Here is a 14297-nt window from a genome sequence, read left to right on the forward strand (position 1 = left end):
ATGCATAAATATCGATTGATGATTAATCCCTATGCAATAGAGAAGTGGGTCAATGACATGGCTAGTCAGGGCTGGTACTTGAAAAAATTTACATGGATTCGCTTTACGTTTGAGCGTGGAGAACCAAATAACTATGTTTATCGCCATGATGAATTAGAGGGATTCGATACGCACTATGAAGAGGAATATCTCGAATTTCTTAAAACCTCTGGTATTGAGCAAGTAGACCGTTCTGGTAATTTTGTATTTTTTAGAAAAGCAGCACGGGAAGGTCCATTTGAGCTGTATACAGATAAAAAAACGAAAATTGGTAACCTGTCAAAAAAGATGATGCTCTTACTTTCTCTTATTCTACTTAATTTGTTCATTGGACTGATCGGTTTAATTGGCGATTTTTCGGAGCAAACAACAGACTGGGTTGGTTTCACGTTAAATACGCTGAATTTTGTGGTTGTAGCATTATTTGCCCTCCCATTCTATAAGCTTATGCGTATGCGCAATCGATTAAAGAGAGAATTAAATGTATTTTCAGATTAACGAAGCGTCTATTATTTTCCGGGAAATCAGAAAATAATGAAAAAGGAAGCATGATTTTATAGTAGGGGTGATGCAAAATGAAAAAAAGAATGTATCGTTTTTTTATTGATTACGAAAAGGAAGAACGATGGGTCAATGACATGGCAGATCGGGGGTGGAATCTTAAAAAGACAGTGGTAGGCTACTTTGTTTTTGAAAAAGGGACACCAGGTCAATATATTTATCGAAATGAATTTGTTAATAGAAAGTCGAAGGATTATTTTGAATTTTTAGATGAAATGAATATCGAGTGTGTGTCTAAGTTTGGTGGGTGGGCCTATTATCGAAAACCAAAATCGGAGGGGCCTTTTGAGATATTTTCAGATGCTTCCTCGAAAATAAACTATATTAAATCCATGAATCGCATATTTATATTTGTGTTACTGTTAAATTTAATCATTGGTATTTACAATCTATCGCTAGGTTTACAGGAATTCGCTGCAGGACCTATGAACACAAGCGTGGGGTGCATAAATTTGATTGTAGCCTTACTGCTATTCATTCCTATAGTAAAAAATGGAAATCGTAAAAAGGGCTTGAAACAAGACTTACATATATTTGAAGGATAAGGAGGATGACAACATGACGTTACAGTTACAGCATGTTACAAAGAAGTATAAGGATTTTACAGCTGTGGATGATTTGAATTTTACCATTGAAAAGGGTGAAATTTTCGGTCTAATTGGTCAAAATGGTGCAGGGAAAACGACGACATTCCGAATGATTTTAGATTTACAGGAGACGACGGCGGGGACAATTACTTGGGATGGTAAGCCAGTTAATGCCATTAACCGAGATGTCCTTGGTTATTTACCAGAGGAGCGTGGTATCTTCCCAACAATGAAGGTAGAGGAGCAGCTTTACTTTTTTGGTGAGCTACGAGGTATGAAGCGAGCAGAGCTGAAAAAGGAAATAGATTTTTGGATTCAACGTTTTGAATTGGAAGAAAAACGTAAAGATAAGGCAGAAACATTGTCAAAAGGGAATCAGCAAAAGGTACAGCTAATTGCAAGTTTTATCCATAAACCTGCGTTTTTAATTTTAGATGAGCCGTTCAGTGGGCTAGATCCCGTCAACAAAGATTTACTAAAGGATGCTATTTTACTATTGAAAGAGCAAGGCACGACGATTTTGTTCTCCAGTCACCAAATGGATAATGTCGAGGAGCTTTGTGATCATTTGTGTTTATTAAAACGAGGTGTTTCTTTATTTTCTGGAAGCTTACTAGATTTAAAGAAACAATATGGTAAAACAAAGCTTGCAGTTCGTACGGATTGGTCAACAACACAATTATTGGCACTTGAGGGTGTCAAGGATGTGCGTGTAGAGAAGGAGCAAACAGTGCTTACATTAGTAGACGAAAGCTTTGCTCAAGGTATCTTTGAGCAGCTATCCAATGGGAAGTATATTGAAAAATTCAGCTTAGATTATTTATCATTAGATGAAATCTTTAAAGATAAGGTAGGTGGCCATGTTGTCGAAGTTTAGTTTATTAATGAAGCAATTATATAAAGCTAAAATTAAATCAAAATCCTTTATCTTAATGACTTGTTTATATGTCCTTGTCATGTCAGTGGCTGTCTTCTGGTCAGAAATTAAGGAACTATTCACAGGTGATGATGAAGCACAGCAAATCGCGATTATTAATGAAACCTCTGCTGATCTAAGTGGTATATTTGTCTCGAATGGAGATATGAACTTTATTCAGGATGAGCAAGATGTATCGACCCTTGAAAAAAGAGTAAAGGACGGCAAGCTGGATGCGATTGTGACGATTAACGATCAAAATAGTCAATTACATGCGGAAATTGCTACGTTCACACCACTGAAATTAAACGATCAATCTACATTATCATCCTTATTACAATATGCAGGACAGCACTTTGCCGTACAACAATTATCACTTTCATCTGAGCAAGCGGCACAAATTATGGCAGCTCAAACAACAATTTCAACGAAAAACTTAAATGAGGAATCAGCCGGTGGAAAAAGTGAAGAAGAAAAGCAATCAGGGCTAGTAGTTTCCTATGCGGTAGGGATTTTAATCTATTTCTTCATTTCTACATTCTTATCGATGATTACGACTGAAATAGCTTCTGAAAAAGGCTCACGCGCAATGGAAATGCTTTTAGTTAGTGTCAAACCTGGGACACATTTTAAAGCAAAAATTGCTGGAGTTTTATTGCTTGCTTTAACACAGATGGGCATTATTGCGATCGTGTTCCTTATCTATGCGAAGTTTATCAAAGGTGGGATGGTTTGGGATGCAGCTGCTAGCATTATCAAGGAATTGTCCATTGGCTATGTCATCTATGCTATCGTATTCCTACTGTTAACAGTTATCCTTTATCTTATCATCGGTGCATTATTTGGCTCTTTAGTATCGAAAGTAGAAGAGGCGGGTCAAGTATTAATGCCTGCGATGATTATTACGATCATTGGCTTCTATGTTATGCTGACAGGCATGGGGAATCCAGATACAATTATTATTAAAATATTTTCTTATATCCCACTAACTTCTGGCATGATTATGCCAATGCGTATTGGCGCTACAGATATCGGTGGCATTGTACCATTACTTTCATTAGGAATTTTAATCGTAACGATTGTTGTCGTATACCTATTTAGTTTATCGTTCTATAAACGTAGTGTATTGACATATAGCTCTGGCGGCGTCATTCAAAAAATTAAAACGGTATTAAAGGTAACAACATAATATATTGGCAGCTACATGGATAATGTAGCTGCTTTTTTGGTGTCATGGTGCCATTGCTAGCAAACAATGTAAAGGAATTTGCGGAATCAGTCGAATTTTGGATAGAAAGAAGCTATAATTTATAAAAGGGGATGAGATGATGTTAGCTAAATCAGAGGTGGAAGCAGTCCTGAACCGAGCATCAAATCAGCGTTTAGCAACAAGCGAAGAAAAAGTGCAGCTCTTTCAAAAGCTTCAACAGCTGTACCCTAATAGTAAAGAAATAGAAGAAATTCTTCACTATTGCACTGAAGTGGAAATTTTTATTAATAGTGCTCACCCTAACCAATATAGTTTGCAATATAAGCTACACCAGAATGGCTATTGTATAGCAGATTCGTATTTTTTCATCCTATAGAAAATGAAACTTTTTTACATGGTAATCGTAAGTAATTAGTAGAGATAAATTGCAGGGGGTAAAACATATGTCTGAATTCAACAATGATCTTTTAAAATCCAAGGACCCATTCGCTTCAGAAAATCCTTTATTACAGCCAAAACCACTTTTACAGCAGGCAACTGAGCAAAAGCCAGTACTTGTATCAGAGCAAGAGCTATCACAAATCGCTCAAAATCAGCTAATGTTAAAGCAAGATCCAGAGGTTCATACACTTGCACAAAAAATTGATGTCAAAGATCAAATTGCCATGCTAGAGCTTGGTAAAGAAACAGCAAGTGGTATTTCAACCTTTTCCGATAAAATGCTCGCAACTATGAAAGCTAGTAAGCTGGAAGAATCGAGTGTGTTATTAAATAACCTGAATAAAATTATGGATAAATTCGATCCACAGGACTTTGCGGAAGAGAAAAAGGGCGGTTTCATCTCCAAGCTCTTTAACAAAGGAAAAGAGCAATTGGAAAGGTTCTTATCTAAATATGACAGCATGAATAAAGAAGTGGATGTCATTTACCGTGAAATCCAAAAATATGAAGGGGAAATGAAGCGTAATACCATTGACCTGGAAAATTTGTATGACCAAAACCTAAACTACTTCCAATCATTAAGTAAATTTGTTGCAGCTATTGAAGTGAAAACAGAAGAGGTTCGTGCGTCTTTACCAGCACTTGAACAAAAGGCTCAAAGTGGTGATCAATTGGCCGCTATGGAATATGAAACAATGCTTCGCGCTGTAGAATTATTAGAGCAACGTCGCTACGATTTAGAAATGGCGCAACAAGTATCATTCCAATCAGCTCCACAAATTCGCTTAATGCAGCAAGGGAACAATCATCTAATTGCCAAGATTAATTCTGCCTTTGTCACAACGATTCCGATCTTTAAGCAGGGGTTAATTCACGCAGTGACATTGAAGCGTCAAAAGTTGATTTCTGATTCTATGGTGGAACTAGATCGCCGTACGAATGAAATGCTTGTCCGTAATGCTGAAAATATTAGTAAGAACAGTGTGAATATCGCTCGTCAAGCTGGTAGCCCAAGTATTAAAATTGAAACCATTGAAACAACATGGCAAACAATTATGGCTGGTATTCAAGAAACGAAGCAAATTCAAGCAGAAACAGCAAGAAACCGTGAAGAAGGTCGTAAACGTATTGAGCGTTTGCAATTGGAATATGAGAAACTGAAAAAAATGTAAGGCTAAAGCTTCTTGCAGCTATTGTTGCAAGAGGCTTTTTTTATGGAAAGGGTAGGCAGATAGAGGCTCCTTCCACACAAGGGAAATGATCTTTGACAAAAAGCAAAATAGTGATTATGATAATATTAAATGAGAATGATTATCAAGTGAAAAAGGAAGCGGAAAGATGCACAAAGATATTCGATTACATGTAATTATTCGTGGAGGAGTGAAAAATAAATGGCAAATAAAATGAATCCCTCTACATTGTCGTATGAGCCTTTTAAAGATGGAACGCTAGCTCTATACACGACAGATAGCTTAATGATTGTACCGCAAAATCGCTATCTAGAACTTTTGCATATGGAAGAGTTATATAATGCTATGTATAAAGATTTAGATAACAAGCAAAATGGTATAGAACGAGAACGAAAAATGCTAAAAAAACAAAATGCACAGCTAACAGAGGATCTACAAAAGTTAAAGCAGCAAAACACGGTTTTGCAGAAAAAGGTCACTGAATATAATTGTGTGGTGGAGGAGATGAAGGTGCTCCGTCAACAAAATACAGATCTTCTCATTGAACTAAGTAAATATACAGCGATGTCAAGAGAGTCATTGACAGGGCCCTTGAAGTCGATGATTCGAGATATGCGTGAGCAAGGGGTTGGAATTAAAGAAATCCATATTCGCATCAAGCGCCAAATCAATCCAGAGATTAGCTATAGTACTGTACGCAAGTATATTTCTGAGCTAGAGTCGGAACAGAAAGGTTAACAGCTTTTAAAAGGAACTAGAAATTTGGCATTTACAGCAGCTACTCAAAGTCCTATAATGAGTCTATTCTTTAACTAGTTTAAGATTATAGGAAATCGTTAACCGATTTCAGTAAGAGTAGGAGCGTTAATATCATGTCAAATGAGAAAAAAGGTTTTGGCTGCCTTTTTTGCCTATGCCTTTTGGGGAGCATTCCCTCTATATTGGAAATTACTTGAGCATGTACCAAGTATGGAGATTTTATTATCCCGTGTCATTTGGTCCTTTGTCTTTACGGTGCTGGCAGTGATCGTATTTAGAATGCGTCAGGATCTCATAGTAGATTTAAAATATTTATGGTCACATCAAAAGCATTTCTGGCAGCTTGCAGGTGCGTCCTTTGTCATTTCAATGAACTGGTATTTATATATTTGGGCAGTGACGCATAATCATCTCATTGAAACGAGCTTAGGCTATTACATTAATCCGCTTTTGTCTGTAATTTTTGGGGTGATTTTCTTTAAAGAATCGCTGAGTCGTGCACAATGGGTAGCGACAGGGATTGCATTTATTGCGGTGATTATTTTAACAATCAATTACGGCTCAGTACCTTGGGTAGCTTTATTGATTGCGCTATCTTTCGCTATTTATGGTGTGCTAAAAAAGAAAATTACACTGGATGCTACAAGAGGGCTAGCCATTGAAACGTTATTGATTTTACCCTTTGCATTAGGCTATTATGTCTATCTTTTCGCTACACATCAAGCCTCGTTTTTACATGTCGATGTTAAAACAGATATTTTGATGATCTTTAGTGGTTTAGTAACAGCCGTCCCGCTTATTTTATTTGCGAAGGGAGCACAAAATATTCCTTTATATTTACTAGGGTTTATCCAATATGTATCGCCAACTATTGTCTTGATTTTAGGCATCGTGCTATACAAAGAGCCATTTAGTCAAGTTGAGCTCCTTGCATTCAGCATTATTTGGGCAGCTTTACTTTTATTCTCTGGTTCGAAAATTATAGAAACAAGAAAAGCCCATCATAAATCAGTTTCGTAAAAGACTTGTAGATTTTTCTACAGGTCTTTTTTATGTAACTTTTACCACTTCGCTTTGTAATGCACAAAACTTTTTTATTCCTTATCGGATTGGGCTACTGAATTGCCTGCTATTTTGTTTAATCGTATCTTAAAGATCGATAAAATTCATCCACTAATATGGTAAAAAATATAACTATTAAAATCGCTAGAGCGAATGGGAGAACGATTACGATGGCTGCTGAATTTTTCAGTTCATTCTTTTGCCTTCTAAAGAATAGCCAATTAATAATGGTAGCCATTATAAGTGCTCTGAGTAGGATGAGGCTAACAATAAAGTCTTTTTTGATAGATTTGACAAAAATAGGAGAAACCTTTTGAAGGTAGGTACCTTTACTTTCCTGTTAGCATATAGTAAAATGTCAATAATTAGATAACAATGATCAATTAATGAGAGGTGCTTTTTGTGAGTGCAGTAGGTTCTAACTAGGTAAAAATTGAATGAAATAGTGGCGATGACGACAGCAGGGGATACATGTTATGAACACCCCTTATTTTGTCATGGACCTATTTCAACAACCTATGTAGATACCTACAATACTTTATTAAGCGTGGCATATAGGATGAAACTTCAATTAGCTGAAGTTTTATTTGTGATGCCAGGAAAACGCGCCTTTTAAAGATAGAGCTGTGGGGATTCCTCGCAGCTTTTTTATGTTGTTTAAACCATCATTGCTATCTATTTATTGGGTAGGTATCTTCATGTATGATAAAACATAACAATGAGGAGCAAAAAGAAATGAATAATACTACACTTGAAAAATTACAATATCATGAATTAAAGGACATCGTTAAATCCTACTGTGTCAGCGGGTTAGGAAAACAGCTTTTAGATAAATTAATGCCCAGCTCAAACTTAGCAGTGGTAAAAAATAGGTTGAATGAAACAACAGAAGCTCGTGCAATATTGGATGCAGAGGGGCATGTTCCGTTTTTAGGGGTATCAAATATTGAGCATATCATGACGAAGCTTGAGAAGGGGATGCTTCTAGATCCCAGTGAGCTAGTGAGTATCTCCGATTTTTTACGGGGCTGCCGCAACATCAAAAAATTTATGTTAGATAAGACATTTTTTGCGCCTGTTCTTTCCTCTTACGCTCATTCTATGGCTGAATTTAAAAGCGTGGAGGAGGAGATTAATTTTGCGATCAAAGCCAATCGTGTAGATTCGGCTGCTAGTCGTGAATTAAAACGCATCCGACATCATATGGAAACGACAGAGGAAAAAATTAAAGAACGTTTAACGAAATTTTTAAATAACAGTGCCAATAAACCGTATATTCAGGAATTTTTTATTAGTCAAAAGGATGATCGCTATACGATTCCGATTAAGGCGACCTATAAAAATCATGTACAGGGAACGGTCGTTGAAATTTCCTCAAAAGGGGCAACCGTTTTTATGGAGCCAAGTGTTATCGCTAAATTAAATGTAGAATTAGCTACCTTAAAGGCTGAGGAAGCCGTAGAGGAATATCAGATTTTAGCGTCTTTATCAGGGCTACTGATGGAACATCTTCATGCAATCACCATTAACATGGAGTTAATCAGTCAGTACGATATGGTTTTTGCCAAAGCGAAGTTCAGTAGACAAATTGGTGGTAGGGAGCCGCGTATAAATGATTACGGTTATATTCAGCTGATCAATGGTAAGCATCCATTACTACCAGGAAATGCGGTACCCCTTCAATTTTCCATTGCAAAAGACTACCGTAGCTTAATTATTACAGGTCCAAACGCTGGTGGGAAAACAGTTGTGTTGAAAACCATTGGCCTTTTAACATTAGCTACGATGTCGGGCTTCCATATTGTAGCGGACGAAGGAACGGAAATGGCTGTATTTGATCATATATTTGTTGATATTGGCGATAATCAAAGTATAGAGAATGCACTTAGTACGTTTTCTTCTCATATGAAAAATCTTTCAGATATTATGAGAGCTGCTAATAATCATACACTCTTACTGTTTGATGAAATTGGCAGTGGAACAGAACCAAATGAAGGAGCTGCACTAGCCATTGCGATATTAGAAGAATTTTATCAAATGGGCTGTATAACTGTGGCAACTACACATTATGGTGAAATTAAACGATTTTCTGAAATGCATCCTGATTTTATGAATGCGGCAATGCGCTTCCATGCTGAAACATTAGAGCCTTTGTACCAATTACTCATCGGCACCTCTGGAGAAAGCAATGCCTTATGGATTTCTAAAAAAATGAATGTCCGCGAAACTGTTTTACAAAGAGCAAAGGATTATATAAATAATAAAGAATATCAGCTGACGCTCGTTCAGGATAGTAAAATTCGAAAGCCTAAAGAAGAGAAAAAAAGCTTGGCAGCAGCGTATACATTTGCCAAAGGGGATCGTGTGAAATTATTGGACTATGATGATGTGGGATTGGTATATGAAGAAATGAATCCGTACAATAATGTCAGCGTATTCTATCAGGGGCAAATACTAGAGGTGAATGTAAAGCGGCTTGCCCTTGAATTACCTGCAACAGAATTATACCCTGAAGGATATGATTTAGAGACATTATTTGTAGACTATCAGGATCGGAAGCTTCAGCATGATATCGAACGTGGTTCGAAAAAAGCGTTACGCAAGATCCATAAACAAATAAAGAGTGATCGTCAGCAATAAAAACAAGGGATTGCACAGCCTCGTGCAATCCCTTTACTAATTAAGTTATGGAATCAATCTGTGCCTTAATTGTTCGATAGACTTCCTCAATTTTTCGTTTATAGGGCAAATCCACTAAATCCAGTGAATCTGTATAGGCCATTTTTGCAATTTCATAGGCTGTTGTTAGCTCACCAAAATGGGCATAGCAAAGGGCTTTATAGGAAAAGCATTCATTCAAGCTTAAAATATCATATGGATGACTAATATAGATCGGTCTGTGTTTATATTGTTCGAATGCAGCCTTCGCCTCCTCATATTGTCCAAGTAAATATAAGGATTTTCCTTTTTCAGCATAATAAAAATTTGGATCTAGCTTGTCTAAATACTCATCGTGTCTAAGCTGATAAAAACGTTCTATTTCGATCAGAGCCTGCTCATAATTATAGCTGTAATTATTATAATAATGTGCCTTCAATACAAAGATAAAAGCATCAACCTCAACACGTTCAGCAAATGCCTGATATTGCTCCAGTTTCATAAACATATGATTGGTTTGTTCAAAATCACGATCAATCATGGCACAATAGGCACCAATTCTGTACATATTATCAATCTGATAGAACAGTTGGTTTTTATGAGCATTGGCAATCGTCTCTTGAATTAGTTTTTTCCCTTCCTCATGCTCACCAATTGCAAGTTGGAAAATACTTGTATAATAAGTCATTAATAAGGCATCACGAGAATCGAGCTGATAGTCCTCTTGTTCGATAATTTCCTTTGCCTGTAGGATACGATCGTAAGCTAATGTATATTGACGTTTTGCTGCTAAAATAGCCATCTCTAGGATAAAGGTTTTGAACCAATGACTGAGTAAATTAATCTCCTTAAAAATAGTGCGGGCTTGCTGAAGCGGGGCTTCCCATGTTGTTAATCCTGCTTCATACTGGGCATCTGCGTAAATATACAATAAACGGCCAGCTTCATAGCTTTGAGGCAGGCTCTCCACAGACGGCTTAATTAAATCGACAATTTCTTGATGATGATCAGCATCACCACGTTTTACTTCTGCAAATAAACTTTCAACCTGCTCTAATAGCTGGCGAATGGAGGATGGGGTTACTTCTTCCAGTAATGCACTAGCTTTTACACCTAAACGTTCAGCAATATAGTCAAGGCTTTCCATGGAAGGCTTGGCCTTATCATTTTCTATTTGGCTTAACATTCCTTTAGTTAGACGATCACCGGCAAGTGCCTCTAATGTTAATTTTTGATCTTTCCTTAATTTGCGAATTCGTGTGCCTAAAGAGTCCACTGCCTCGCCTCCTTTTGTTTAATTATATTAAACTTTTGCTTGCGTGAAAAGAGGGAGTTATGGTATATTTTGTTTAACCTAATTAAACTTTTTAATTTAGTTAAATAATGGAGGGGTTTAGATGAATGAAGCGGAAAAATTGAAAAAGGCGACCTATCACTTATGGACGTTCACGGCGAGTAAAATGATTGCCATGTTGGGAGCAAATGTCATGGCATTCGGTATTAGCTTGTATATTTTAGCGATGACTGGGTCGGCAATGAGTTTCGCTACCAATATGATTTGTTCAGTATTACCACGCGCACTTGTGGCACCCTTAGCAGGCTATGTCGCAGATAATTTTTCAAAAAAACGCACAATATTAATAGCACAGGCAGGAACCATTTTGACAGTAGGGGGATTACTGCTTTATACAGAAACAGTAGAAATGTCTGTTTATGCTATATACATAGCTACTGTTTTTAATACTATTTGCTCGGCCTTTTCTGGTGTAACGTTTTCATCTGCTATTGCCACACTTGTCAATCCAGAGCGATTACAACGTGCGATGTCATTTAACCAAATGTCAATGTCCGTAGCTGCAATTGGAGGACCAGTCATTGGTGGTATGATGTATGGGTTTTTTAATATGGATGTGTTTTTAATGGTGAATATGGTGGCCTATGCGATTGCCTTTTGTTTAGAGGCAACAATGGACTTTAACCTTTATAGTACAAGAGGGGAAGATACGAAAAAAGAAAAGATGTGGGAAGGGCTGAAAAGTGGTTTTCATTATATCAAGCAACGAAACGTCATTAAGACCATTATGTGGGTAGCATTATGGATCAATCTATTCTTTTCTGCCATCGCTGTTGGAGGAACGTACATCATTATTGAATTGCTAAAAATAGAATCCACACACTTTGGCTTTATTGAAGCATCTGGTGCTTTAGGTATGCTCTTAGCATCCCTTTATTTCGCAACAAGACCTGAAGTAAAGGTACCTTTACGCTTTTCGAAAATCAGCTTATTACTATTGGCGGGAAGTGTCGGCTTAGCAGTCATCCCATTAGTCACTGATTTTTCTTATATAGCTATCGTGATCTTCTATCTCATCATTTACTTTATTTTCGCAATTTTTGAAATGGGAATAAATATGCCCATCGGTGTGTATATGCAAAAAATCATTGCGGAAGAGTATCGTGGGCGTGTTTTTGGGCTAATGGAAACGATGGCGATGTCTATGATGCCGATTGGTATGGTAGTCTATGGCATGTTATATGATACATTACCAGCAACTATTATTTTACCAGTAACGAGTGTCATTATTATTATCATTTCACTTGTGATGCTGCGCTCATCTATTTTAAAAGAGGCACATCCAGAGTATTATGAAAAAGCAGCTCTCCCAGAAGGGGTCGCGAACACCACAACTTAAAAGAACAGGCATGCGGTGAAATGCATGCCTGTTCTTTTACTGATCCTCAATGACAATATAGGTTGCTTGAATAGGGCCATGGACACCAACGATAAGAATCATTTCGATATCGGCTGAGTTACTTGGTCCCGTAACAAAGTTGATACAGGAAGCAATTTTTTCACCCTGACGGATTTTTTCACTAATCCAACGAGCTGCCTGTGTCATACGAGGCACAATTGTACTTTTAGGAATGATAATGATCGACTTTTCAGGTAAAAAGCTAATGCTTCTCCCTCTATCTTTGCTACTAAAAAGCACGGCAGTTCCCGATTCTGCTAACGTCATTTCACTAATGGTTATCCCGATATTTGCTTTTTCAGCTTGACGGATATTTTCCTCAGGTTGCTGTGAATCCCATTCATAAAGCTGAATATTGGCTCGTGGCCATTGCTCGTTCATAAGTGCGGATAATCCGTAGTCTTGGAACCGTTTATCCTTCCATGTAATAACGGACTGACCTCCATAATTGTCAACAACATCCTGTAAATCCTCTGGAAGTGTGGCAGTGCTAGAAATGACAATATTGGTATGGATGTTGGTGCACTGCTTGATTAATATTTCTACCAATTCATCCTTTGTCGCATCTTTGAGCACACGATCCTGTGGCTGATACTGCCAAGTTGGTCTCGGAAGTTCTGTCTTAGGCGAACGCCCGAGCTGCTGCGCAATATTTGCTAAAAAGGTTTCTCGATGCTGAATCATACCAGTCATTATTGCCCGCCTCCTTTTGTACGATGCTTCATCCAGTCTCTAAAGCTGTCTTTACTTGGTGCAGGGAAATCCCTTGCCTCGGTCCATGCTTTTAGTGGGCCTGGTCCTTTAGAAATAGTCTTGTTTTTGGTAAATGGAGACATGGCAGGTGCAGCCATTCTTGTCGCCATTTTATAAAGGGTAGGGGAGGCAGCCCCTAGACCAAATGCCTTCATTAAAAGCTTTTCAGAGATAGGTGCCTTGCCCTCATTTTCAACAATGACCTGTCGATGGCGATGAATGAGCTGATGTAATGGTATTTTAACAGGGCATGCATCTGTACAAGCACCGCACAATGTAGAAGCATAGGGCAGTTCTTTAAAATCATCGTAGCCTCCTAAAAGTGGAGAGAGTACAACACCTACAGGTCCAGAGTAGATAGAGCCATACGTATGCCCACCAACATGACGATAGACAGGGCAAGCATTGACACAGGCAGCACAGCGAATGCATTGTAAAATAGGCTGGAATTCACTACCTAAAATAGCCGAGCGTCCATTATCGACAATAACTAAATGAAATTCATCGGGTCCATCCGTATCCTCTTCGTCTTTTACGCCTGTTAACGTAGTAATATAGCTCGTTAGCTTTTGACCGACAGCACTTCTTGTTAATAAACTAACAAGGACCTCCATTTCTTCAAAGGTAGGAACTATTCTTTCCATTCCCATAACTGTGATTTGTGTTTTTGGCAGCGCTGTTACTAAATCAGCATTGCCCTCATTCGTAACGAGTGTAATGGATCCACTTTCAGCAATAGCAAAATTACAGCCTGTAATACCAATATCGGCTGTTAAATATTCCTGTCTTAATTTTTCACGTACATAAAGGGCAAGTTCCTCTGGCTTTTCTGTTTGACTGTAGCCTTGTTTTTCCTTAAAAACATCTCGAATTTGCTCCTTATTTTTATGCAAGGCTGGCGCCACAATATGCGAAGGGGGCTCGTGATCTGCCACCTGCAAAATATATTCACCTAGGTCTGTCTCAATCACTTCACAACCAAGCGCTTCTAAAGCTGTATTTAAGTTAATTTCTTCTGTCACCATTGATTTGGATTTCACAATTTTTGCAGCATTTTTCTTTATAGCAATGCTTTGAATATAGTCGGTTGCTTCCTTTGCAGTTTGCGCAAAGAACACATGCCCACCTCGTTGGGCAACATTTTCACTTAATTGATAAAGGTAATAATCAAGATTTGCTAAAACATGCTTGCGAATTTCCTCACCATGAGAACGCCATTCTTCCCAATGTCCTAATTCCTCTGCTTGTTGAAGGCGGCGTGTTTGAAAACGTTCTTGGGCACTCGAAACCGCACGACGCATAAACTGATTATCTAGCTCTTTCATGACACGTTGTTGAAACCGATCATCACTTGTTTTCATGGCCATG

The 14297-nt window shown here is 37.8% G+C and carries 14 protein-coding genes; 11 read left to right on the forward strand and 3 right to left on the reverse strand.

The window, feature by feature from the left end; translation table 11 throughout:
• The 10 genes from NP781_RS06845 (at position 1) to NP781_RS06890 (ending at position 9405) form a co-directional block, all read left to right on the forward strand.
• A complete protein-coding gene (locus NP781_RS06845) occupies positions 1–537 on the forward strand; it encodes a DUF2812 domain-containing protein (RefSeq protein ID WP_257521823.1) in 537 nt (178 codons plus the stop codon).
• Between the two features lie 77 nt (positions 538–614).
• Positions 615–1145: a DUF2812 domain-containing protein gene (locus tag NP781_RS06850; protein WP_257521824.1), complete on the forward strand. Its 531-nt coding sequence runs from the start codon at positions 615–617 to the stop codon at positions 1143–1145.
• A gap of 13 nt (positions 1146–1158) precedes the next feature.
• A complete protein-coding gene (locus tag NP781_RS06855; protein WP_257521825.1) occupies positions 1159–2064 on the forward strand; it encodes an ABC transporter ATP-binding protein in 906 nt (301 codons plus the stop codon).
• Positions 2048–3292, forward strand: coding sequence for an ABC transporter permease (locus NP781_RS06860; RefSeq protein ID WP_257521826.1), 1245 nt, complete (start codon positions 2048–2050; stop codon positions 3290–3292). The genes NP781_RS06855 and NP781_RS06860 overlap by 17 nt, the downstream gene beginning before the upstream one ends.
• Positions 3293–3431: 139 nt before the next feature.
• A complete protein-coding gene (locus tag NP781_RS06865; RefSeq protein ID WP_257521827.1) occupies positions 3432–3689 on the forward strand; it encodes a hypothetical protein in 258 nt (85 codons plus the stop codon).
• 67 nt (positions 3690–3756) lie between these two features.
• Positions 3757–4926 (forward strand): toxic anion resistance protein, encoded by a 1170-nt coding sequence (locus NP781_RS06870; protein ID WP_221680784.1) that lies wholly within the window; start codon positions 3757–3759, stop codon positions 4924–4926.
• Positions 4927–5145: 219 nt separating this feature from the next.
• On the forward strand, positions 5146–5682 hold the full coding sequence (locus NP781_RS06875; RefSeq protein WP_257521828.1) for a hypothetical protein: 537 nt from the start codon (positions 5146–5148) through the stop codon (positions 5680–5682).
• Positions 5683–5838: 156 nt separating this feature from the next.
• Positions 5839–6723: an EamA family transporter RarD gene (rarD, locus tag NP781_RS06880; RefSeq protein WP_373880541.1), complete on the forward strand. Its 885-nt coding sequence runs from the start codon at positions 5839–5841 to the stop codon at positions 6721–6723.
• A 475-nt stretch (positions 6724–7198) separates the two neighbouring features.
• Positions 7199–7381, forward strand: a complete 183-nt coding sequence (locus NP781_RS06885; protein ID WP_257521830.1) for a hypothetical protein — start codon at positions 7199–7201, stop codon at positions 7379–7381.
• A gap of 119 nt (positions 7382–7500) precedes the next feature.
• A complete protein-coding gene (locus NP781_RS06890; RefSeq protein ID WP_221680787.1) occupies positions 7501–9405 on the forward strand; it encodes an endonuclease MutS2 in 1905 nt (634 codons plus the stop codon).
• A gap of 40 nt (positions 9406–9445) precedes the next feature.
• On the opposite strand, the gene NP781_RS06895 is transcribed toward NP781_RS06890, so the two are convergent.
• The gene (locus NP781_RS06895) at positions 9446–10699 is read right to left on the reverse strand and encodes a helix-turn-helix domain-containing protein (RefSeq protein ID WP_221680788.1); all 1254 of its coding nucleotides are present in this window, start codon (positions 10697–10699) and stop codon (positions 9446–9448) included.
• A gap of 121 nt (positions 10700–10820) precedes the next feature.
• Here NP781_RS06895 and NP781_RS06900 point away from each other — a divergent pair, with 121 nt between their 5' ends.
• Positions 10821–12116 (forward strand): MFS transporter, encoded by a 1296-nt coding sequence (locus NP781_RS06900; RefSeq protein ID WP_257521831.1) that lies wholly within the window; start codon positions 10821–10823, stop codon positions 12114–12116.
• A gap of 36 nt (positions 12117–12152) precedes the next feature.
• Here NP781_RS06900 and NP781_RS06905 read toward each other — a convergent pair whose 3' ends face one another.
• Positions 12153–12869 carry a LutC/YkgG family protein gene (locus NP781_RS06905; protein WP_221680790.1) on the reverse strand — a complete coding sequence of 239 codons (717 nt, stop codon included), beginning with the start codon at positions 12867–12869 and terminating at the stop codon, positions 12153–12155.
• Positions 12869–14296: a LutB/LldF family L-lactate oxidation iron-sulfur protein gene (locus tag NP781_RS06910; protein ID WP_257521832.1), complete on the reverse strand. Its 1428-nt coding sequence runs from the start codon at positions 14294–14296 to the stop codon at positions 12869–12871. Before NP781_RS06910 ends, NP781_RS06905 begins: the two co-directional genes overlap by 1 nt.
• Position 14297: the final 1 nt, after the last annotated feature.

It is taken from the genome of Lysinibacillus sp. FN11 (assembly GCF_024628845.1).
GTDB classification, from domain to species: Bacteria; Bacillota; Bacilli; order Bacillales_A; family Planococcaceae; genus Lysinibacillus; species Lysinibacillus capsici.

Coding starts and splice junctions, on each gene's coding strand:
- NP781_RS06890 (WP_221680787.1), top strand. CDS start 7,501: ATGAATAATACTACACTTGAAAAATTACAATATCATGAATTAAAGGAC.
- NP781_RS06860 (WP_257521826.1), top strand. CDS start 2,048: ATGTTGTCGAAGTTTAGTTTATTAATGAAGCAATTATATAAAGCTAAA.
- NP781_RS06845 (WP_257521823.1), top strand. CDS start 1: ATGCATAAATATCGATTGATGATTAATCCCTATGCAATAGAGAAGTGG.
- NP781_RS06865 (WP_257521827.1), top strand. CDS start 3,432: ATGTTAGCTAAATCAGAGGTGGAAGCAGTCCTGAACCGAGCATCAAAT.
- NP781_RS06855 (WP_257521825.1), top strand. CDS start 1,159: ATGACGTTACAGTTACAGCATGTTACAAAGAAGTATAAGGATTTTACA.
- NP781_RS06910 (WP_257521832.1), bottom strand. CDS start 14,296: ATGGCCATGAAAACAAGTGATGATCGGTTTCAACAACGTGTCATGAAA.
- NP781_RS06900 (WP_257521831.1), top strand. CDS start 10,821: ATGAATGAAGCGGAAAAATTGAAAAAGGCGACCTATCACTTATGGACG.
- NP781_RS06870 (WP_221680784.1), top strand. CDS start 3,757: ATGTCTGAATTCAACAATGATCTTTTAAAATCCAAGGACCCATTCGCT.
- NP781_RS06850 (WP_257521824.1), top strand. CDS start 615: ATGAAAAAAAGAATGTATCGTTTTTTTATTGATTACGAAAAGGAAGAA.
- NP781_RS06905 (WP_221680790.1), bottom strand. CDS start 12,869: ATGACTGGTATGATTCAGCATCGAGAAACCTTTTTAGCAAATATTGCG.
- NP781_RS06875 (WP_257521828.1), top strand. CDS start 5,146: ATGGCAAATAAAATGAATCCCTCTACATTGTCGTATGAGCCTTTTAAA.